The organism is Cellulomonas persica (assembly GCF_007989825.1).
Classification (GTDB): Bacteria; Actinomycetota; Actinomycetes; order Actinomycetales; family Cellulomonadaceae; genus Cellulomonas; species Cellulomonas persica.
Genome location: NZ_BJUA01000001.1, coordinates 387,498 through 408,893 on the forward strand (window position 1 = coordinate 387,498; position 21,396 = coordinate 408,893).

The following is a 21,396-nucleotide window of genomic DNA, read 5'->3' on the forward strand; positions in this document are numbered from 1 at the left end:
TGGCCGGTGCCACCCACACGCGGCACGTCGCGACCGGCAGGTGTGGACGGCGCGGGACCAGCGGGACGTCAGCGACGCAGCCGCGGCGCGACCAGCACGCCCACGCACGTCGCGATCCCGCCGAAGAACAGCACGGCGCCCGTCCAGAACACCGCCGCCGAGGGCTCCGCGACGACGACCGTCTCGGTCGCACCCGCGTCGGTCCGCCACGTGCAGGTCGTGCGCGGCGGGAGCACGTGGTTGTCCACCGACGCGCCCGCGACCTCGTCGCTGACCGCCACGAGGCACGGCACGTCGCCGGAGTTCGACGCCTCGAGCGACCGCGTGCCGAGCGTCACGAGCGTGACCAGCAGCAGGACGATGCCGACGATCGCCGCCCCGCTCGCGAGCAGCAGCGTCACGGGGTGCTCGAGGTGGACCCGGTTGCGCGCCTCGCCCGCGCGACCCACCGCCGCACCACGGCCTGCCGTGCCCCCGCGGCCCGCCGTCGCACGCGTCCCGTCACGTCCCTCGCCCACGCCTCACCCCGTTCGTCACGCGCCTGCCGCGCCCGTGCAGCCTACGACGCGCGCGCCGCTCAGCCGTGCGCGACCTCCGCGACCACGCGCGCGGCCCGGACCACGCCCGCGAGCGCACCGCGGGCCTCGTCGGGACCTGCCGGCGGGTCGCCGGCCAGCAGCACGACGTCGTCGAGACCCGCTGCGGGTAGCCCGACGGACCGCCACGGCGCGGTCAGCGCCCGCGCCTGCCCGACGGCGTCCGGACCGGCGCACTGCGAGGACTGCTGCGGCGGGACGTGCGCCCACAGCTGCAGCCCGGCCTCGACGACCTCGGCGACGCGTTCCCAGCCGCGCTCGTCGAGCGCCGCGATCTCGAGCGCGACCCCGTCGGCGCCCGAGGCCCGCACGGCCGGCAGCGCGGTCCAGGCGGTCCCACCGTGCACGACGACGCGCGCACCCGCTCCGCGCGCGGCCGCGACGAGCGCGCCCACCCGCTCGCCGGCCACCGGGCCCGGGACGGACCGCAGCCGCGCGTACCCCGAGAACGACGGCAGCACTCCCGCGACGGCCTGCGCGAGCAGCGGCTCGTGCAGCAGCACCACGGGCTGCGCGCCCGGAACGGCACGCGCCAGTGCGGCGAGGTGCTCGACGAGCCCGGCGGCCAGCGACTCGGCGAGGTCGCGCAGCGCGCCGGTGTCGGCGAGCACACGGTCGCCGCGCGCGAGGTAGGTCGACGCGGCGAGGGTCATCGGTCCGAGCACGGGCACGACGAGCGGACCGGCGTACCCGTGCGCGGCGACGGCGAGGGCGTCGAGGTCCTCGCGGGTGAACGCCCGCGCGCGGGCCAGGTCGCCGCCGGGCCGGTCGGCAAGCTTCCAGCCGTGCGGGCCGAGCTCGGCCGGCAGGTCGACGAGCAGCGCGAGCGCCTGGCCGGCGAGCGTCGCCCCGGGGCCTCGCGCGGGCAGGCGCACCGCGAACGGCAGGCCCGCCACCTCCGACGGGGTCTCGACGAGGTCGCCCACGACGACCGACTGCGCCTCGAGCACGTCCTGGCCGGGCCACGCCCCGGTCCCGCTGACGCCGATCACGCGCGCGTCCCCGCGGTCACGCGCGCGTCCCGGCCGCGGAGCCCGCGGGGGCGGGCGTCCGCTCGGCCGACGTCACGGTCGCCTGGCCGACGACGCGCGTGCCGTCGTACACGACGAGCGACTGCCCGGCGGCGACCCCGCGCAGCGGCTCGTGCAGCGCGACGCTCAGCCGCTGCGCGTCGGCGTGCGCGAGCGCGGCGGGCACAGGTGCGCCGTGCGCGCGGACCTGCACGCTCAGCGCCCCCTCACGCGGCGCGCCGGACGCGGCCGCGTCGTCGTACCAGACCGCCCGGTCCGCGTGCACGTGGTCGACGACGAGCTCGTCGGCCGACCCGACCACCACACGGTTGTGCACGGGCTCGACCGCGAGCACGTACCGCGGCCTGCCGTCGGGCGCGGGACGGCCCAGAGCGAGGCCGCGCCGCTGGCCCACGGTGTAGGCGTACGCGCCGTCGTGCGTCCCGACGACCGCACCCGAGGTGTCGACGACCTCGCCGGGCCGGGCGCCGAGCCGGTCGCGCAGGAAACCCTGGGTGTCGCCGTCCGCGACGAAGCAGATGTCGTACGAGTCGGGCTTGGCCGAGACCGACAGCCCGCGCGCGGCGGCCTCGCGGCGCGTCTCGTCCTTCGAGGCGACGTCGCCGAGCGGGAAGATCGACCGCGCGAGACGCTCGGGGCCCATCACGGCGAGCACGTACGACTGGTCCTTGGCCAGGTCGCGCGCGCGGTGCAGCTCATGCGACCCGTCGGGCCGGGTCACGACGCGCGCGTAGTGCCCGGTGCACACCGCGTCGAAGCCGAGCGCGAGCGCCTTGTCCAGCAGCGTCGCGAACTTGATGTGCTCGTTGCACCGCACGCACGGGTTCGGCGTGCGGCCCGCGGCGTACTCCGCCAGGAAGTCCGCGACGACCGTCTCCTCGAACCGCTCGGACAGGTCCCACACGTAGTACGGGATGCCCAGGACGTCGGCGGCCCGACGCGCGTCGCCCGCGTCCTCGATCGAGCAGCACCCGCGCGAGCCCGTGCGGAACTGGTCGCGCGTGCGGGACAGCGCCATGTGCACGCCGACGACGTCGTGGCCGGCCTCCACGGCACGCGCCGCGGCGACCGCCGAGTCGACGCCGCCCGACAGGGCGGCGAGCACGCGCACTCAGGCCACCCCCACCCGCGTCGACGGCGAACCCGCCAGACCGGCCGCGCGGGCGCGCTCGAGCACGGCCGGCAGCGCCGCGTGCAGCGCCGCGACGTCGTCGGACGACGAGGTGTGGCCGAGCGAGAACCGCAGCGCACCACGCGCGTCGTCCTCGCCGACGCCCATCGCGAGCAGCACGTGCGAGGGCCGCGGGACGCCCGCCTGGCACGCCGACCCGGTCGAGGCCTCGACGCCCGCCGAGTCGAGCAGGTAGAGCAGCGAGTCGCCCTCGCAGCCGGGGAACGTGAAGTGCGCGTTCGCGGGCAGCCGCCGCCCGGGGTCGGCGGGTCCGCGCAGGACGGCGCTCGGGTCGATCGCCCGCACCCCGGCGACGAGCTCGTCGCGCAGCGCGGCCAGCCGCGGCGCGCTCGTCGGGCGGGCCGCGACGGCCTCGTCGACGGCCGTCGCGAACGACGCGAGCAGCGCCGCGTCGAGCGTGCCGGACCGCACGCCGCGCTCCTGCCCGCCGCCGTGCAGCACGGGCGTGAGCTCGAGGCCGCGCCGGGCGAGCAGCGCGCCCGTGCCGCCCGGGCCGCCGAGCTTGTGCGCCGAGACCGTCATCGCGTCGAGCCCGCTCGCCGCGAAGTCCACGGGGACCTGGCCGACGGCCTGCACCGCGTCCGCGTGCACCGGCACGCCGTACCGTCGGGCGAGCGCGACGACGTCGTCGAGCGGCTGCAGCGCGCCCACCTCGTTGTTGGCCCACATGACCGACACGAGCGCGGCGTTCTCGCCGTTCGCCTCGAGCTCGGCGCGCAGCGCGTCGACGTCGAGCACCCCGTCGGCGTCCACCGGGAGCAGCACGAGCTCGGCGCCCGCGTGCTCCGCCATCCAGAACGCCGGGTCGAGGACCGCATGGTGCTCGACCGCGGACACGAGGATCCGCCGGCGCGCGGGGTCCTGCGTGCGCCGCGCCCAGAACAGTCCCTTGATCGCGAGGTTGTCCGCCTCGGTCCCGCCCGACGTCCACAGCACCTCGCTCGGGCGCGCGCCGAGCGCGGCCGCGAACCGCTCGCGCGCCTCCTCGACCACGCGCCGCGCCGCCCGCCCCGAGGCGTGCAGGGACGACGGGTTGCCGGTCCGGACGAGCTCGTGCTCGAGCGCGCGGACCGCCGCGGGGAGCATGGGCGTGGTCGCTGCGTGGTCGAGGTACGACGCGGCGGTCGCCGCCGGGCGGGCAGTCACGCCACGAGTCTACGAACCGCCGCGCGCGGCACCGTCTCCGCGAGCGGGACACCCGCGCACGGCGGGCGCCAGACCTGGCAAGATGTCCGCCGTGAGCGCCGACGACGACGTCCTGGCCCTGCCGCTCGCCTTCAGCGGGCAGCGACTCGCCTGGCGCGACCTCCCCCGATCCGTGCGGACGCGCATCGGCGACCTCGCGGGCGCCCAGGTGAGCGCGGAGATCGACGCGACGAGCGGCTTCTCCCCCGGCTTCGCCGCGGTGCTCGAGCTCGCCGACGGCCGCGACGTCTTCGTCAAGGCCGTCTCGCCCGAGCAGAACCCCCACTCGCCGGAGCTCGCGCGCGCCGAGATCCGCAACGCCGCCGCGCTGCCGCCCGAGGTCCCGGCCCCGCCGCTGCTGTGGTCGCACGACGACGGCGACTGGGTGGTCCTCGGCTTCGAGGCCGTGCACGGCCGCTCGCCGGTGCTCCCGTGGCGCCCGGACGACCTGGGCGAGGTGCTCGAGACCGTCGGCAGGCTCGCCGACGCCGAGCCCGTCAGCGGCCACACGCTGCCGCGCACCGACGACCAGCTCGCCGACGACTTCCAGGGCTGGCGCCACCTGGCGGCGGGGCCTGGATCGGCGCTCGACGAGCTCGCACGCGAGGGCGGCTCGACCGGGCAGTGGGCAGTCGACTCGCTCGAGCGCCTGGTCCTGCTCGAGCAGGACGCGCTGCCCGCGTGCGCGGGTGACGCGCTCGTGCACGGCGACCTGCGCGCGGACAACGTCATGATCGACGACCACGGCCGCGTCTGGCTGATCGACTGGCCGCACGCGAGCGTCGGCGCCCCGTGGCTCGACCTGGCCTTCATGCTGCCGAGCGTCGCGCTGCAGGGCGGCGGGGACCCCGCCGCGATCTTCCGCGGGCACCAGCTGTCGGTCGGGGTGTCCGACGACGAGCTGCGCGCGTGCCTCGCGGCGCTCGCGGGCTACTTCGCGTACGGCAGCGTGCAGCCGCCCCCGCCGGGCATCCCCAACCTGCGGGCGTTCCAGCGCGCGCAGGCGTACGCGACGCTCGCCTGGCTGCGCACGGTCTAGGTGCACGGCGCTCACGACGAGCCGGCCGCGCTCCTCGTCGGCGGGGCGAGCCCGCTGGTCAGTCGCCCAGGCCCGTGCCCACCTGACGCGCCGCGGCGATCCATGCGTGGTCCTGCGGCACGAGCTTGACCTTGCCCGCCACCTGCGCGAGCGGCACCGCCTCGGTGCCCTCGCCGCGCGAGGCGACCATGACGCCGAACTCGCCGCGCGCGACCAGGTCGGCCGCGGCCGCGCCCAGGCGGGAGGCGAGCAGGCGGTCGGCCGCGCACGGCGTCCCGCCGCGCTGCACGTAACCGAGGATCGTCACGCGCGACTCGAGCCCCGTGGCGGCCTCGAGCTCGCGCGCGAGCTTGAACGTGTGCTCGCGCTGCGAGTCCTCGACGTGCCGCAGGTGCGACTTGGCGGCACGCACGGCCTCGGGCGTCTTGGCGGCCTTGACCAGCAGCTGCGCAGCCTCGTAGTCCGCCGTGTCGTCGGCGTCGCGCGCACCCTCCGCCACCGCGATCACCGAGAAGGTCGACCCGCGCGCCGTGCGCGCCCGGATCGTCTCCGCGACGGACTCGACGGTGTACGGGATCTCGGGGATGAGGATCACGTCCGCGCCGCCTGCGATGCCCGCGCCGAGCGTGAGCCAGCCCGCCCGGTGGCCCATGATCTCGGTGAGGATGATCCGGTGGTGGCTGTGCGCCGTGGAGTGCACGCGGTCGATCGCCTCGGTCGCGATCTCCATCGCGGTCGCGAAGCCGAACGTCGTGTCGGTCTCGGCGATGTCGTTGTCGATCGTCTTGGGCAGCGTGATGACGTTGAGCCCCGCGTCCACGAGGCGCATCGCGTTCTTCGCGGTCCCGCCGCCGCCGAGCATGATGAGCGCGTCCAGCCCGTTGCGCTCGTAGTTCTCGACGACCGTGGGCACCATGTCGCGGACCTCGCCGTCCACGTTCCACCGGTGCACCTTGTCGCGGCTGGTGCCCAGGATCGTGCCGCCGACCGTGAGGATCCCCGACAGCGCGGCGCCGTCGAGCTCGACGAACCGGTTCTCGACGAGCCCCGTGACGCCGTCCCGGAAGCCGATGAGCTCCATCCCGTAGTGGCCCGTCGCGGTCTTGCCGAAGCCGCGGATCGCGGCGTTGAGGCCTGGGCTGTCGCCGCCGGCCGTGAGGATCCCGACGCGCTTCGTCGTGGGTGCGGTCATGACGGCTCCTGTCGTCGCTGGGAGGAGGTGACCGTGCGCGACGTCGAGCACGAGCCCGGCCCCGCCGGGACGTCATGCGCGCCGGGGCTGGGCTCAGTCTCCTGACCTGCGGCGACGTCGCACAAGTCCGCACCGGGAACCGCGTGCGGACGACGTGGTCCGCCCTGTCAGCCCTTGAGCCGGCGGAGCTCGGCCGTCAGCTGCGGCACGACCGTCGTCAGGTCGCCCACGACGCCGAAGTCCGCGATCTCGAAGATCGGCGCGTCGGGGTCGGTGTTGATCGCGACGATCGTGCCGGACGCCTGCATGCCGCCGCGGTGGTGCACGGCGCCGGAGACGCCCGCGCCGATGTAGAGGCGCGGCGAGATCGTCACCCCCGTCTGCCCGATCTGCGCGTCGTGGCCGATCCAGCCCTCGTCGGTCGCGACCCGCGTCGCGCCGACCGCGCCGCCGAGCACGTCCGCGAGCTCCTCGAGCGCGGTGAAGTCGCCCTCGGTCCCGCGGCCACCGGTCACGACGATGTGCGCGCTGCCCAGGTCCGGCCGCCCGGTCGCGGGCCGCTCGGTCCGCTCGACGACGCGCACGCGCGAGGCGCCCGCGCTCGCCGTGAACGCGTGCTCGCCCACCTGTGGGGCGACCGCGGCAGGGGCGGGCGAGACGACGACGCTGTTGGCCTTGACGAGCACGACCGCGACGGGCGTGCGGACCGCGGTGCGCGTGGTCCAGGTGCCGGCGAACACGGTCTTGCCGACGACGAGCGTGCCGTCGACGCGCTCGAGCGCGTCCGCGTCGGTGACGACGCCCGCACCCGTGGCGACCGCGAGGTACGCGGCGAGCTCCTTGTTCTCGAACGACGAGACGGCGAGCAGCGTGCGCGCGCCGGTGGCGTCGAGCAGCCCGACGACGCCCTCGGCGAGCACGGCCGGGACGCGCACGTCGGCGTCGCTCGTCAGCCGGTGCACGTGCGTGACGCCGAGCTCGCCGAGCTCCGTGAGCGCGTCCGCGGAGGGCTCGGCCCCGTCGGCGGCCCAGACGCCGTGCACGCCGCCGTCCGTCAGGTCACGCGCGAGCGTGACGAGCTCGCGCACGGGCGTGCGCAGCGCACCGGTGCTGGTGTGGTCGAGCAGGACGAGGATGTCGCTCACGGTGGTCCTCAGGTCGGGTCTGGCGGTGGGCTGAGAGGCGCGCGTCGTCAGACGAGCTGGTTCTCGACGAGGTAGGCGGCCAGGCGCACGCCCGCGTCGCCGGTGTCGGTCACGAGCACGCGGTCCTCGCGTGCGGGCCGCGGCGCGGCCTCGAGCACCTCGGTGCGCGCACCGGCCGCGCCGACGAGCGTCGCGTCGAGGCCCAGGTCGGCGAGCGTGAGGGTGGTGACGGGCTTCTTGCGGGCGGCCATGATGCCCTTGAAGTTCGGGTAGCGCGGCTCGTTGGCCTGGTCCGTCACGGACACTAGCGCGGGCAGCTGCGCCTCGAGCACCTCGCTCGCGTGGTCGAGGTGGCGCGTCACGCGCACCGTCGAGCCGGTGACCTCGAGCTGCGCGGCGAGCGGCAGCGCCGGGACGTCGAGCAGGGCCGCGACCGCCGCGGGGACCAGGGACGTCAGGCCGTCGAGGCCGGCCATCCCGGTCACGACGAGGTCCGCGCCGCCCACGTGCGTGATCGCCGCGGCCAGGACGCGCGCGGTGGCGATCGCGTCGGAGCCGGCGATCGCCTCGTCGACGACGTGCACGGCCTCGTCGGCGCCCATCTGCAGGCCCTTGCGGACCGCGTCGACGGCGTCGTCGGGACCGACGGTCAGCACGACCACCTCGCCCTCGCCCGCCGCCTCGACGAGGCTCAGCGCCGACTCGAGCGCGTTCTCGTCGAGCTCGTTCAGCGTGCCGTCACCGCCGTCGCGGACGGTGCGCCCGTCGGCGATCTGGCGGTCCGACTGGATGTCCGGGACGTGCTTGACGCAGACGACGATCTTCACGTCCGGAACGTTACCCTCCGACGCTCCGGTGCATCTCGGGCGGTTCGCCCACCGGACGCGGACGACGATCGAGCGGGTCACGTCCGCGACACGGGCACGACACGACCGTCCGTCACAATGGGCGCCGTGAGCCCCCGATCGACGCCCCTGCGCCGCCCTCCTCGCCTGGGGGTGCACCCGGTCGACGGCGGCGTCGAGGTCGCGGTCCTCGCGTCGCACGCGACCGGGGTCGAGCTGTGCCTGTTCGACGGGCACGGGTCGGCACCGCACACGAGCGAGCGCCGGGTGGCGCTGCACGGTCCCGTGCAGGGCGTGTTCAGCGGTTTCGTCGCGGGCGTGCAGCCCGGCGACCGCTACGGGCTGCGCGTCCACGGCACGTGGGACCCGGTCCAGGGTCTGCGCCACAACCCCGCCAAGCTGCTCGTCGACCCGTGGGCGCGCGGTCTGGAGGGCGAGCTCGCGTACGGCCCGGAGACGTACGGGCACGTCGTCGACGACGAGTGCCGGGGTGACGTCTACGGCCCGGCGGACCCGCGCGACTCGGCCGGGCACGTGCCCTACGGCGTGGTCGTCGACACCGCAGCGTTGACCGGCCCGGACCCGGCGGCGAACCGCCCGTGGGTGCCGTGGGAGAGCACGGTCGTCTACGAGGCGCACGTGCGCGGCCTGACGAAGCTGCACCCGCTGCTCCCGCCCGAGCTGCGCGGGACGTACGCGGGGCTCGCGCACCCCGGGGTCATCGACCACCTGCGCGGCCTGGGCGTGACGACGTTCGAGCTGCTGCCCGTGCACGCGAGCGCGTCCGAGCCGCACCTCGTCGCCCAGGGCCTGCGCAACTACTGGGGCTACAGCACGCTCGGGTTCTTCGCGCCCGAGCCCCGCTACGCGACCGCGGCCGCGCGCGCCGCGGGACCCGGCGCGGTGCTCGCCGAGCTGCGCGGCGCGGTGCACGCGCTGCACGCGGCAGGCATCGAGGTCCTCCTCGACGTCGTCTACAACCACACGTGCGAGGGCGGGAACCCGGGCCAGCACGTGTCGTGGCGAGGGCTCGACAACACGCTCTACTACTGGCACGACGGCGGCGTCCCCGCGACGCTCGCGGACGTCACGGGCACGGGCAACACACTCGACTTCCGGCGCACGGAGGTCGTGCGCATGACGCTCGACTCGCTGCGCTACTGGGCGGACGTCGTGGGTGTCGACGGGTTCCGGTTCGACCTGGCGGTCACGCTCGCGCGCCGCTCCGACGGCTTCTCGCAGAGCCACCCGCTCCTCGTCGCGGCCGCGACCGACCCGTCGCTGCACGGCCTCAAGCTCGTCGCCGAGCCGTGGGACGTCGGACCGGGCGGGTGGCGCACGGGGCAGTTCATCCCGCCGTGGGCCGAGTGGAACGACCGGTTCCGCAACGCGGTGCGCTCGTTCTGGCTCGCCGACCCCGCGCGCGCCGCGCACGGCCTGCCGGGCCACCGCGTGCGCGACCTGGCGACGCGCCTGTCCGGCTCGGTCGACCTGTTCGGTCACGGCGACCCGCCGCTCGTGCGGGGACCGGGTGCGTCGGTGAACTTCGTGACGGCGCACGACGGCTTCACGATGGCCGACCTGGTCGCGTACGACCACAAGCACAACCTCGCCAACGGCGAGAACAACCGCGACGGCACCGACGACAACCGCTCGTGGAACCACGGCGCCGAGGGGCACGTCGAGCCCGACTCGCCCGCGGCCGCGGTGCTGCCGCTGCGCCGGCGCTCGATCCGCAACCTGCTCGCGACGCTCGTGCTGGCGGCGGGTACGCCGATGCTCACCGCAGGCGACGAGATGGGCCGCACGCAGCGCGGCAACAACAACGCCTACTGCCAGGACAGCGAGCTGACCTGGGTGTCGTGGGACCTGTCCGCGTGGCGCCGCGACCTGCTCGCGAGCACGCGCTGGCTGCTCGCGCTGCGCCGCGAGCACGCCGCGCTGCGCGCGCGCCGGTTCTACACCGGCCGTCCGGCCCGGCCCGGCGGGCGCCCCGACCTGGCGTGGTTCGACGCCACGGGCACGGCGTTCGACCACGGCCGCTGGCACGACCCGCAGATCCGCACGCTGCAGATGCTGCGCGCGCTCGACGAGGACCCGGCCGTCGCGCCCGACGTCGTGCTCGTCGTCGTCAACGGCGCGCTCGCCGAGGCCGAGGTCACGCTGGCGGGCGAGCCGGCGCAGCCCGCCCGGCCGCCCGACCGGTGGCGCCTCGCGTGGGACTCGGTGTGGGAGCACCCCGACGACCAGCGCTCGTCGGCGATCGCCGGCGCGCTGCACGCGCACGCCGGCGAGGCGGTCGTGCTCGAGCCGCTCAGCCTGCGGGTCTACCTGCTCGACCCCGCCGACCCCGCAGGTCAGGACCCCGCGCCGACGCTGCGCTGACCGTCGTCCGCGGGACCTCCGGCCCACCCCGTCACCGCGCTCGACGGCGATCCTGGGAGACATGGCGGGGGTCGTGGTCTTCGAGTCGATGTTCGGGTGCACGCGCGCGGTCGCGGAGTCGATCAGCGCGGGCATGACGGCGGCCGGTCTGGAGACGATCGCGCTGGACGTCAACGACGCTCTCGCGCACGACGTGACGGTGAGCCGTGCGCGGCTCCTCGTCGTCGGCGCACCCACGCACATGCGCGGCCTGTCCACGCCGCGGTCGCGCGCGCTCGCCCGGGCCCGCGGCGGCGAGGGCGAGCTCGGGATCCACGAGTGGCTCGACGCGCTGCCCGGGCTGTCCGGCCGCGCGTCGGCGGTGTTCGACACGCGTTCGTGGTCGCGGTTCGCGGGGTCCGCGGGGTCGCGCATCGAGAAGCTGCTGCGGCGGCGCGGCGCCGAGATCATCGCGCCGACGCAGGCGTTCGGCATCGAGGGCGGCGAGGACGGCCGCGCGACGATCGACGCCTCGCAGCTCGCGCTCGCGCGTGCGTGGGGCGGCTCGCTCGCGGCGCACCTGCTCTCCCCCGTCGGCTGACCGCGACCGCACCCGTCGGAGCGCGGGTCGACGCGCTGGTCGGCACGCCGGTCCGCGTCCGGACGTCCGCCGGCACGGAGTGCTCAGGGCCCCGCGGATGAAGCCTCGACGACACCCTTCTGGACGCCCGTCCAGCGAGTTAGGCTGCGCGCCATGGGTACCCACGACGTCGTGGTCGTCGGCGCAGGCCTCGCCGGGCTCGTCGCGACAGCCGAGCTGACCCGGGCCGGCCGCCGCGTGCTGCTGCTCGACGCCGAGAACGCCGCGTCGCTCGGAGGCCAGGCGTTCTGGTCGTTCGGCGGGCTGTTCCTGGTCGACTCCCCCGAGCAGCGTCGCCTCGGCGTGCGCGACTCGGCCGAGCTCGCGCTGGCCGACTGGTTCGGCTCCGCGCAGTTCTCGGACGACGGCTCGGACCGGTGGGGCCGCGCGTGGGCCGAGGGCTTCGTCGACTTCGCCGCGGGCGAGATGCGCTCGTGGCTGCACCGGCAGGGCGTGCGGTGGTTCCCGCTCGTGCAGTGGGCCGAGCGCGGCGGGTACACCGCGGGCGGGCACGGCAACTCGGTGCCGCGGTTCCACGTCACGTGGGGCACGGGCCCCGGCATCCTCGAGCCGTTCGTCCGCGCGCTGCTCGACGCGCGCGCCGTGGGCCTCGTCGACGTGCGGTTCCGGCACCGGGTCACGGGACTCGTCGTCACCGACGGACGCGTCACGGGCGTGCGGGGCGACGTGCTGCGCGACGACCACGCGGCCCGCGCGGTGCCGTCGTCGCGCGAGGTCGTGCGCACGTTCGAGGTCGAGGCCGACGCGGTCGTGGTCGCGACCGGCGGCATCGGCGCCAACCATGACCTGGTCCGCGCGACGTGGCCCGCGGACGCGGGGCGCATGCCCGAGCGCATGCTGTCGGGCGTACCGGACCACGTGGACGGCTCGGGGATCGCGGCGGCCCGCGACGCGGGCGCGGCGGTCGTGCACGCCGAGCGCATGTGGCACTACCCGGAGGGCATCACGAACCACTCCCCCGTGTGGAGCCACCACGGCATCCGCATCCTGCCCGGACCGTCGTCGCTGTGGCTCGACGCGGACGGTCACCGCCTGCCCGTCCCCCTGTTCCCGGGGTTCGACGCGCTCGGCGCGCTGCAGCACATCACGCGACGCGGCGACGACCACTCGTGGTTCGTGCTCGACAAGACCATCCTCGGTTCGGAGTTCGCGCTGTCCGGCTCGGAGCAGAACCCGGACCTGACCGGCAAGGACGTGGGGCTCCTGCTGCAGCGCGTCAAGCCCGGCGCCGTGGGCCCGGTGGAGACGTTCGCGCAGGCCTCGCCCGAGTTCCTGTGGGCGGACACGCCAGCCGAGCTCGCCGCGAAGATGAACGCGCTGCAGGGCGACGCGCGCATCGACGCAGCCACGCTCGAGCGCACGATCGTCGAGCGTGACCGCCAGGTGACCTCCGGGCTGGGCAAGGACCTGCAGGTCGTCGCGACGAACCAGGCGCGCACCTACGTCGTCGACAAGCTCATCCGCGTCGCCAAGCCGCACCGCCTGCTCGACCCCGCGCACGGCCCGCTGCTCGCGGTGCGGCTGTCGGTGCTCACGCGCAAGACGCTCGGCGGCCTGCACACCGATCTCGAGGGCCGCGTGCTCACGCCCGACGGCGAGGTGCTGCCCGGGCTGTGGGCCGCCGGCGAGGCCTCGGGCTTCGGCGGCGGCGGCGTGCACGGCCACCGTGCGCTCGAGGGCACGTTCCTCGGCGGCTGCCTGTTCACGGGGCGCACCGCGGGCCGTGCGCTCGCGTCCGACGTGTCCTGAGACGCCCGTCTCGGGCTCGGATGCCCCCGTTCCACGACACGCGCACGAGGAGACTCGCCCGCTGCAGATGCCCGTGACCGGCACCTGCGGATAGGTTCGGGAACGTGACGACCTCCCCCGCCGCACCGGGTCGGCGCCGCCGGGCCGCACGTGCCACCACCTCGGCCGCGCAGGCCGAGCCGCAGCGCACGACGAGCACCGCGAGCGCCCCCGAAGCCCCGGCCCCCGCCGCCGTGACGACACCCCCCGACCCGAGCACCGCACGCGCGGTCGACGCGCGTGCCGCCGACCCGGCCACGGCTGCTCAGGCCGCGGCCACGCCGCCCGCCATCGCTCGCACCGAGCCTCCGACGGCGCAGGCCGTGCCGGTGGAGGCTCCGTCGGCGCAGCCCCCGTCGGCGCAGCCCCCGTCGGCTCCGCGGCCGTCGACGATCGCCGGCGCGCCGCCGATCGGCCGCATCCCGGTCGTCGACGTGTCGCCCGTCGCCGAGGCCGGGCGGTTCCCCGCCAAGGCGGTCGTCGGCGAGGCGTTCCCCGTGCGTGCGACGGTGTTCCGCGAGGGGCACGACGCGGTCGCGGCGACGGCCGTGCTCGTCGACCCCGAAGGCGTGGTGCACATGCGCGCGCCGATGGTCGACATCGCGCCCGGTCTCGACCGGTACGAGGCCAGACTGGTGCCCGACCGGACGGGGCTGTGGACCTTCCACGTCGAGGGCTGGTCCGACCCGTACGCGACCTGGGCCCACGATGCGGCGATCAAGGTCGAGGCGGGCATCGACGTCGAGCTCATGCTCGCGGAGGGCGCGCGCCTGCTGGCGCGAGCGGCCGACCGCACGGGCGAGGACGCGATGAGCCCGCACGGCGCCGCGACGCTGCGCGAGGCGGTCGAGGCGCTGCGCGACACGCACCGCTTCCCGGGTGAGCGCCTCGCGTGGGCGCTCTCGCCGCACGTGCGCCAGGCGCTCGCGCGTGAGCCGCTGCGCGACCAGGTCAGCGCGTCGCCGTCGTACCCGCTCGTCGTCGACCGCCCGCTTGCGCTCGCCGGCGCGTGGTACGAGATGTTCCCGCGCTCGCACGGCGCGCAGTGGGACGACCGCGCGCAGGAGTGGCGCTCGGGCACGCTGCGCACCGCCGCCGAGCAGCTGCCGCGCATCGCGTCGATGGGCTTCGACGTCGTCTACCTGACGCCGATCCACCCGATCGGCCTGACGAACCGCAAGGGCCGCAACAACTCGCTCGGTGCGCTCCCGGGCGACCCGGGCTCGCCGTACGCGATCGGGTCCGCCGACGGCGGGCACGACGCGATCGAGCCCAGCCTGGGCACGTTCGACGACTTCGACGCGTTCGTCGCCCGGGCGCGCGAGCACGGCATGGAGGTCGCGCTCGACATCGCGCTGCAGTGCTCGCCGGACCACCCGTGGGTCACGGAGCACCCCGAGTGGTTCACGACGCGCGTCGACGGCTCGATCGCCTACGCGGAGAACCCGCCGAAGAAGTACCAGGACATCTACCCGCTCAACTTCGACAACGACCCCGCGGGGCTGTACGCGGAGGTCCGCCGCGTGCTGCAGGTGTGGATCGACCACGGCGTGACGCTGTTCCGCGTCGACAACCCGCACACCAAGCCGCTCGACTTCTGGCAGTGGCTGCTCGCGGACGTCGCGCGCGACCACCCCGAGGTGATCTTCCTGTCGGAGGCGTTCACGCGTCCCGCGATGATGCTGACGCTCGGCAAGGTCGGCTTCCACCAGTCCTACACGTACTTCACGTGGCGCAGCACGAAGGCCGAGCTCGGCGACTACCTGCAGGAGGTCTCAGGTAAGCAGGCCGCGTGGATGCGGCCCGCGTTCTGGCCGACGACGCACGACATCCTGCCGCCCTACCTGCAGGGTGCGGGCGGGCAGGCGTGGGCCATCCGCGCCGTGCTGGCCGCGCTCGGTGCGCCGACCTGGGGCATCTACTCGGGTTACGAGCTCCTGGAGAACGTGCCGCGGCCGGGTGCCGACGAGCAGATCGACAACGAGAAGTACGAGTTCCGTCCGCGCGACTGGTCGCTCGCCCGGCACCTGGGCATGGCGGACCTGATCGGCAAGCTCAACGAGATCCGCCGCGCGCACCCCGCGCTGCAGCAGCTGCGCAACCTGCAGGTGCACCCGACGAGCGACGACGCCACGCTCGCGTTCTCACGGCACCTCGCGGCGGAGCACTCGCCGACGGGCCGCGCGAGCACGGTCGTCGTCGTGGTCTCGCTCGACCCGTGGAACGCCCGCGAGGGAGTGGTCGAGCTCGACCTGGCGTCGTTCGGGCTGCCGGCGAACGGCCCCGTGAACGCGCACGACGTCCTGCGCGACGAGCACTACACGTGGGGCGCGCAGGTCTACGTCCGGATCGACCCGGCGGAGCGGCCCGCGCACGTCGTCGTGCTGGAGCACCCGTGACCGAGACGCAGCCGTCCACGATGGCGGCCGCCCACCCGCCCACGGGTCAGCTGCCGCGTGTGCGCGAGCCCGCACCCACCACGTCGCAGATCCGCCTGCCCGCGAGCCGGCAGCCCGCGGTGCCTCCCCTGCCGGGCGGCGGCCTGGTCGACGACCCGAGCTGGTACCGCACCGCGGTCTTCTACGAGGTCATGCTGCGCTCGTTCTCGGACTCGACCGGCACCGGCAGCGGCGACCTGCGCGGCCTGATCGACCGGCTCGACTACCTGCAGTGGCTGGGCATCGACTGCCTGTGGCTGCCGCCGTTCTACCCGAGCCCGCTGCGCGACGGCGGCTACGACGTCGCCGACTACACCGCGGTGGCCAGCCAGTACGGGACTCTCGAGGACTTCGTCGAGCTCGTCGAGCAGGCGCACGCGCGTGGCATGCGCATCGTCGTCGACCTGGTGATGAACCACACGAGCGACGCGCACCCCTGGTTCCAGGCGTCGCGCAGCGACCCCGACGGGCCGTACGGCGACTTCTACGTGTGGTCCGACGACAACACGCGCTACCCGGACGCGCGCATCATCTTCGTCGACACCGAGACGTCGAACTGGACGTTCGACCCCGTGCGCCGGCAGTACTTCTGGCACCGGTTCTTCAGCCACCAGCCGGACCTCAACTTCGAGAACCCGCGCGTGCGCGAGGCGATGCTCGACGTCGCGCGGTTCTGGCTGGGCCTGGGCATCGACGGGTTCCGCCTCGACGCCGTGCCCTACCTGTTCGAGGCGGAGGGCACGAACTGCGAGAACCTTCCGGAGACGCACGCGTTCCTGCGCACGGTCCGCGAGATGCTCGACCGCGAGTTCCCGGGCCGGATCATGCTCGCCGAGGCGAACCAGTGGCCCGAGGACGTCGTGCACTACTTCGGCACGGAGTCCGAGCCCGAGTGCCACATGTGCTTCCACTTCCCCGTGATGCCGCGGATCTACTTCTCGATCCGGGACCAGCGGGCGACGCCGATCATCGACATCCTGGCGGACACCCCGGAGATCCCGCGGGGCGCGCAGTGGAGCACGTTCCTGCGCAACCACGACGAGCTGACCCTCGAGATGGTCTCGACCGAGGAACGCGCGTCGATGTACGGCTGGTACGCGCCCGACTCGCGCATGCGCGCCAACGTGGGCATCCGGCGTCGGCTCGCGCCGCTGCTGGACAACTCCCGCAAGGAGATCGAGCTCGCGCACGCGCTGCTGCTCTCCCTGCCGGGCAGCCCGTGCCTGTACTACGGCGACGAGATCGGCATGGGCGACAACATCTGGCTGCCGGACCGTGACTCCGTCCGCACGCCGATGCAGTGGACGCCCGACCGCAACGCGGGCTTCTCGGTGGCGGACCCCGGCAAGCTGTACCTGCCGCTCGTGCAGTCGCTCGTCTTCCACTACGGCCACACGAACGTCGAGGCCCAGCTCGCGCAGCCCACGAGCCTCCTGCACTGGGTCCGCGGCATGCTCGCGGTCCGCAAGCAGCACCCCGCGATGGGCCTCGGCGAGTTCCGCGTCGTGCCGAGTGACAACGACTCCGTGCTGACGTTCACGCGCAGCACGGCGGAGGAGACCGTGCTCGTCGTCGCGAACCTCGCGGCGACCGCGCGGTCCGCGCGCGTGACGGTCGCGGACGCGCCCGGTGCCGAGCTGTTCGACGTGTTCGGCGGGGCGTCGTTCGGCACGCTCGACGAGACCGGGACGACGCGGTTCACGCTGGGGTCGCGCGAGTTCTTCTGGCTCGCGGTGCGCCGCCGGCCGACGGGCCGCGCCACGGGACCGGCGGGGCCGTGACCGTGCTGATCGCGCGGGCACCGGACGCGTCCGACCAGCGGCTGCTCGCCGCGGTCGCCGCAGACCTGCCCGCGCGGCGCTGGTTCCCCGCCAAGGGCTCCGACGCGGATCTCACGGTGCACGCCGTCCTGCCGCTGGCCGACCCTCTGGGAGCTGCCGACGTGCGCGTCCTGCTGGTCGCCGTGCGCGGCCCGCAGGGCAGCACGCTGCTGCAGCTGCCGCTCGTCGTGGTCGGGCCCGAGGCGGGGGGCACGCCCGTCGACGACGGCCGTACGGTGCTCGACGGCGCCGCGCACCCCGCGTTCCTGCGCGCGTGGTTCGACCACGCCGAGGGCCCGCTGGGCCCGCCCGCGCCCGTCGACCTCAGCCACGTCGCACCCATCACGTCCGAGCAGTCCAACTCCTCGGTGGTCCTCGGGGCGCCGCAGCCGACCGGCGGCGCACCGGGCCGCGCGATCCTCAAGGTCCTGCGCGCGCTCCAACCGGGCGAGAACCCGGACGTCGACGTGCCGCGCCGGCTCGTCGACGAGGGATACACGGGCGTCCCGGCCCCGCTCGCCTGGATGCGCGCGACGTGGCCGGACCTTGCCGAACCCCACTCGCCGGTCACGGGCTACCTGGGCGTGGCCACGGAGTTCGTCGCCGGCGCGCGCGACGGGTTCGAGCTCGCGTGCGAGCGCGCCGCCGCGCGCACGCCGTTCGACGACGAGGCGTACCGGCTGGGTGCCGTCACCGCGCGCATGCACGCGGCGCTCCTGCGCGCCTTCCCGACGGTGGCGGACGACGACGGGCCCGACCGGCTCGCGCGCGCCCTGCTCGAACGGTTCGCGTGGGCGCGCGACGCGGTCGCGGGGCTCGAGCGGTACCGGCCCGCCGTCGAGCGCACGGCGCAGGAGGTCCGTGCGCTGCCGAGCACTCCCTCGCGCCAGCGCGTGCACGGCGACCTCCATCTGGGCCAGGTGCTGCACGTGGACGACGACTGGCTCGTGCTGGACTTCGAGGGCGAGCCGCTCGCCCCGCTCGAGGCGCGCACACGTCCCGACCTGGCCGTGCGGGATGTCGCGGGCCTGCTGCGCTCGCTGGACTACGCGGCCGCGGTCGGCGGCCTGACGGGCGACGAGGCGCAGCGCTGGACCGCGGACGCGCGCGCCGCGCTGCTGGCCGGCTACCGGCAGCACGCGACACCCGCGGCGGGCGCGTCGCGGGATGCGGACGGCACGCCGACCGACGCGCTGCTGACCCGCGCGCTCGAGCTCGACAAGACGCTCTACGAGGCCGTCTACGAGGCGCGCAACCGCCCTGCCTGGCTGCCCATCCCGCTGGCCGGGCTCGACCGCCTCACCGCCGAGGACTGACGCCCGAGGTCCGGACGGGCGACGTCTGAGGTGCGGCCGCACGACGTCTGAGCAGGTCATGCGGCCCGGGAACGCGCACACCGCCGCACGTGGTGGTTGGCTAGGCGCATGAGTGCGACCGCCCCCTCCCCCGTGCCTGCCGACTCCGACACCCTGCGGGCCGTGGCGCACGGCTCCTTCTACGACCCCCACGGCGTGCTCGGGCCGCACCCTGGCAACGGCGGCGTGACGATCCGCCTCCTGCGCCCGCTGGCCGACTCGGTCGTCGTCATCACTCCCGAGACCCGCGTCCCCGCGCGACACGAGCAGGACGGCGTGTGGGTCGCGGTGCTGCCCGGTGGCGAGGTGCCCGACTACCGCGTCGAGGTCACGTACGGCGACACCACGACGCTGGCCGACGACCCGTACCGGTTCCTGCCGACCGTGCAGGAGCTCGACCGCCACCTCATCCGCGAGGGACGGCACGAGGAGCTGTGGACCGTGCTCGGCGCGCAGGTGCGCACCTACCCGAGCACGCTCGGCGAGGTGCACGGCACGTCGTTCGCGGTCTGGGCGCCCAACGCGCGTGCGGTGCGCGTCGTCGGCGACTTCAACTACTGGCAGGGCGCGACGCACGCGATGCGCTCGCTCGGCGACTCGGGCGTCTGGGAGCTGTTCGTCCCGGGCATCACCGCCGGGGCGCGCTACAAGTTCGAGATCCTCACGCACGACGGCACGTGGCGGCAGAAGGCCGACCCGATGGCGCGCGGCACCGAGGTGCCGCCCGCGACCGCCTCGGTCGTCGTCGAGTCGACGTACACGTGGGGCGACGACGAGTGGATGGCGGCACGCGCCGCGACCGACCCCCACAACGGACCGCTGTCGGTCTACGAGGTGCACCTCGGCTCGTGGCGGCAGGGCCTGTCGTACCGCGAGCTCGCGCACCAGCTCACCGGGTACGTGCTGGACCTCGGGTTCACGCACGTCGAGCTCCTGCCCGTCGCCGAGCACCCGTACGCGCCGTCGTGGGGGTACCAGGTCACCGGGTACTACGCCGCGACGTCCCGGTTCGGCCACCCCGACGACCTTCGCTACCTGATCGACACGCTGCACCGCGCCGGGATCGGCGTGATCGTCGACTGGGTGCCCGGCCACTTCCCCAAGGACGAGTGGGCGCTCGCGCAGTTCGACGGCACCGCGCTGTACGAGCACCCGGACCCGCTGCTCGGCGAGCAGCCCGACTGGGGCACGTACGTGTTCAACTACGGCCGCAACGAGGTGCGCAACTTCCTCGTCGCGAACGCCGTCTACTGGCTCACGGAGTTCCACGTCGACGCGCTGCGCGTGGACGCCGTCGCCTCGATGCTCTACCTCGACTACTCGCGGCAGCCCGGTCAGTGGCGTCCCAACCGGCACGGCGGGCGCGAGAACCTCGAGGCCATCGCGTTCCTCCAGGAGACCAACGCGACCGCGTACCGGCGCGCGCCCGGGACGATGATGATCGCCGAGGAGTCCACCGCATGGCCGGGCGTCACGGCCCCCACCGACCACAACGGCCTCGGGTTCGGGCTCAAGTGGAACATGGGCTGGATGAACGACACCCTCCGGTACCTCAAGGAGGAGCCCGTCCACCGCCGGTACCACCACGGCGAGATCACGTTCTCGATGGTCTACGCGTTCTCCGAGCAGTACGTCCTGCCGATCTCACACGACGAGGTCGTGCACGGCAAGGGCTCCGTGTACGCGCGGATGCCGGGCGACCACTGGCAGAAGTCCGCCGGGGTCCGCGCGCTCTATGCCTACCAGTGGACCCACCCGGGCAAGAAGCTGCTGTTCATGGGGCAGGAGTTCGCTCAGCCCGACGAGTGGAGCGAGTCACGCTCGCTCGACTGGTGGGCGATGGACGATCCGCTGCGCGCCGGCGTGCGCCGCATGCTCAAGGACCTCAACGCCCTCTACACGCGCACGCCCGCCCTGTGGCAGCTCGACCACTCGCCCGAGGGCTTCGAGTGGATCGACTCCGACGATGCCGACCACAACGTGCTCGCCTACATCCGCAAGGGCCACGCGGCGCCGCCCGTGGTCGTCGTCGTGAACTTCGCGGGGGTCCCGCACGAGAGCTACCGTCTCGCCCTGCCTGCGGGTGGCCGCTGGAGCGAGGTGTTCAACACCGACGCGCACGAGTACGGAGGCTCGGGCGTGGGCAACCTCGGCGCGGTCGAGGCGCAGCCCGACCCGCACCACGGACGCCCGTACTCCGCGCTCGTGCGGGTCCCTCCGCTCGGCGCGATCATCCTGCAGCAGGAGTCGTAGGCGCCGCGCAGCTCTACCGGCCATACTCCCGGCACCTCGAGGGGCGGCAACCGTCGGTCGCCGCCCCTCGTCGTTCACCGGCACGCCGTCGTGAGCCAGCACACCGTCGTGCGCCGGCACACGGCCGTTCGCCAGCACACCGTCGCCACCTGGCGCACCAGCGCGACGCGCACCGAGGCCCTGCACAGACGCGCCGCACACGCCGGGACGGCGCGGACGACCGCTCCCCTGCCATCCGGCCGGAGCGCAGACAGGCGCGCAAGCGCCACGAGGGCCGCCGCACCTCGGCGTTCCGCACGACCGCGCTCGTGGTGGAAAACCACCGACCTTCAGCCCGTCTGCGCGGGGCCGTGGCGCACGAGCGGGGACGTCCCCGGCTCGGCCGGTGCAGCCCACGCCACGGTGCAGACAAACGCGCACTCAAGCCATGAATGTCGCGCCGCACATGAAATGTCGGGAAGAATGTCGGGAAACAGAAGAAGCCACCCCGGG

The 21,396-nt window shown here is 74.6% G+C and carries 15 protein-coding genes; 8 read left to right on the top strand and 7 right to left on the bottom strand.

The annotated features are described in order from the left end of the window. Positions 1–68: 68 nt before the first annotated feature. The 4 genes from CPE01_RS01765 to CPE01_RS01780 all read right to left on the bottom strand — a co-directional run bounded on the left by CPE01_RS01765 (position 69) and on the right by CPE01_RS01780 (position 3,965). Positions 69–449, bottom strand: a complete 381-nt coding sequence (locus tag CPE01_RS01765) for a hypothetical protein (RefSeq protein ID WP_146804901.1) — start codon at positions 447–449, stop codon at positions 69–71. A 128-nt stretch (positions 450–577) separates the two neighbouring features. After that, the gene (locus CPE01_RS01770) at positions 578–1,588 is read right to left on the bottom strand and encodes a uroporphyrinogen decarboxylase/cobalamine-independent methonine synthase family protein (RefSeq protein ID WP_146804902.1); all 1,011 of its coding nucleotides are present in this window, start codon (positions 1,586–1,588) and stop codon (positions 578–580) included. A gap of 16 nt (positions 1,589–1,604) precedes the next feature. Continuing rightward, positions 1,605–2,738 (bottom strand): tRNA 2-thiouridine(34) synthase MnmA, encoded by a 1,134-nt coding sequence (gene mnmA, locus CPE01_RS01775; RefSeq protein ID WP_146804903.1) that lies wholly within the window; start codon positions 2,736–2,738, stop codon positions 1,605–1,607. Next, positions 2,739–3,965: a cysteine desulfurase family protein gene (locus CPE01_RS01780; protein WP_281285090.1), complete on the bottom strand. Its 1,227-nt coding sequence runs from the start codon at positions 3,963–3,965 to the stop codon at positions 2,739–2,741. It lies immediately after the preceding gene. Between the two features lie 91 nt (positions 3,966–4,056). Between CPE01_RS01780 and CPE01_RS01785 the strand changes: the two genes are divergently transcribed. Next, positions 4,057–5,043: a phosphotransferase gene (locus tag CPE01_RS01785; protein WP_371861966.1), complete on the top strand. Its 987-nt coding sequence runs from the start codon at positions 4,057–4,059 to the stop codon at positions 5,041–5,043. A gap of 58 nt (positions 5,044–5,101) precedes the next feature. On the opposite strand, the gene CPE01_RS01790 is transcribed toward CPE01_RS01785, so the two are convergent. The 3 genes from CPE01_RS01790 to CPE01_RS01800 all read right to left on the bottom strand — a co-directional run bounded on the left by CPE01_RS01790 (position 5,102) and on the right by CPE01_RS01800 (position 8,207). Continuing rightward, positions 5,102–6,235, bottom strand: coding sequence for a 6-phosphofructokinase (locus CPE01_RS01790; protein ID WP_146804905.1), 1,134 nt, complete (start codon positions 6,233–6,235; stop codon positions 5,102–5,104). A 167-nt stretch (positions 6,236–6,402) separates the two neighbouring features. Continuing rightward, the gene (locus CPE01_RS01795) at positions 6,403–7,380 is read right to left on the bottom strand and encodes an electron transfer flavoprotein subunit alpha/FixB family protein (protein WP_146804906.1); all 978 of its coding nucleotides are present in this window, start codon (positions 7,378–7,380) and stop codon (positions 6,403–6,405) included. A gap of 47 nt (positions 7,381–7,427) precedes the next feature. Continuing rightward, positions 7,428–8,207 carry an electron transfer flavoprotein subunit beta/FixA family protein gene (locus CPE01_RS01800; protein ID WP_146804907.1) on the bottom strand — a complete coding sequence of 260 codons (780 nt, stop codon included), beginning with the start codon at positions 8,205–8,207 and terminating at the stop codon, positions 7,428–7,430. A 117-nt stretch (positions 8,208–8,324) separates the two neighbouring features. Here CPE01_RS01800 and glgX point away from each other — a divergent pair, with 117 nt between their 5' ends. From glgX to glgB, 7 genes are all read left to right on the top strand, one after another. Next, a complete protein-coding gene (gene glgX / locus CPE01_RS01805) occupies positions 8,325–10,610 on the top strand; it encodes a glycogen debranching protein GlgX (RefSeq protein WP_146804908.1) in 2,286 nt (761 codons plus the stop codon). Positions 10,611–10,671: 61 nt separating this feature from the next. Beyond that, positions 10,672–11,190 carry a flavodoxin family protein gene (locus CPE01_RS01810; protein WP_146804909.1) on the top strand — a complete coding sequence of 173 codons (519 nt, stop codon included), beginning with the start codon at positions 10,672–10,674 and terminating at the stop codon, positions 11,188–11,190. A 153-nt stretch (positions 11,191–11,343) separates the two neighbouring features. After that, on the top strand, positions 11,344–12,999 hold the full coding sequence (locus CPE01_RS01815; RefSeq protein WP_146804910.1) for an FAD-binding dehydrogenase: 1,656 nt from the start codon (positions 11,344–11,346) through the stop codon (positions 12,997–12,999). Positions 13,000–13,430: 431 nt separating this feature from the next. Continuing rightward, positions 13,431–15,437 (top strand): alpha-1,4-glucan--maltose-1-phosphate maltosyltransferase, encoded by a 2,007-nt coding sequence (locus CPE01_RS01820; protein ID WP_186811366.1) that lies wholly within the window; start codon positions 13,431–13,433, stop codon positions 15,435–15,437. A 20-nt stretch (positions 15,438–15,457) separates the two neighbouring features. Continuing rightward, on the top strand, positions 15,458–17,257 hold the full coding sequence (gene treS / locus CPE01_RS01825; protein ID WP_146804955.1) for a maltose alpha-D-glucosyltransferase: 1,800 nt from the start codon (positions 15,458–15,460) through the stop codon (positions 17,255–17,257). Then, on the top strand, positions 17,254–18,612 hold the full coding sequence (locus tag CPE01_RS01830; RefSeq protein ID WP_246783662.1) for a maltokinase N-terminal cap-like domain-containing protein: 1,359 nt from the start codon (positions 17,254–17,256) through the stop codon (positions 18,610–18,612). The genes treS and CPE01_RS01830 overlap by 4 nt, the downstream gene beginning before the upstream one ends. A gap of 108 nt (positions 18,613–18,720) precedes the next feature. Continuing rightward, on the top strand, positions 18,721–20,904 hold the full coding sequence (gene glgB, locus CPE01_RS01835) for a 1,4-alpha-glucan branching protein GlgB (protein ID WP_146804911.1): 2,184 nt from the start codon (positions 18,721–18,723) through the stop codon (positions 20,902–20,904). Positions 20,905–21,396 lie beyond the last annotated feature (492 nt).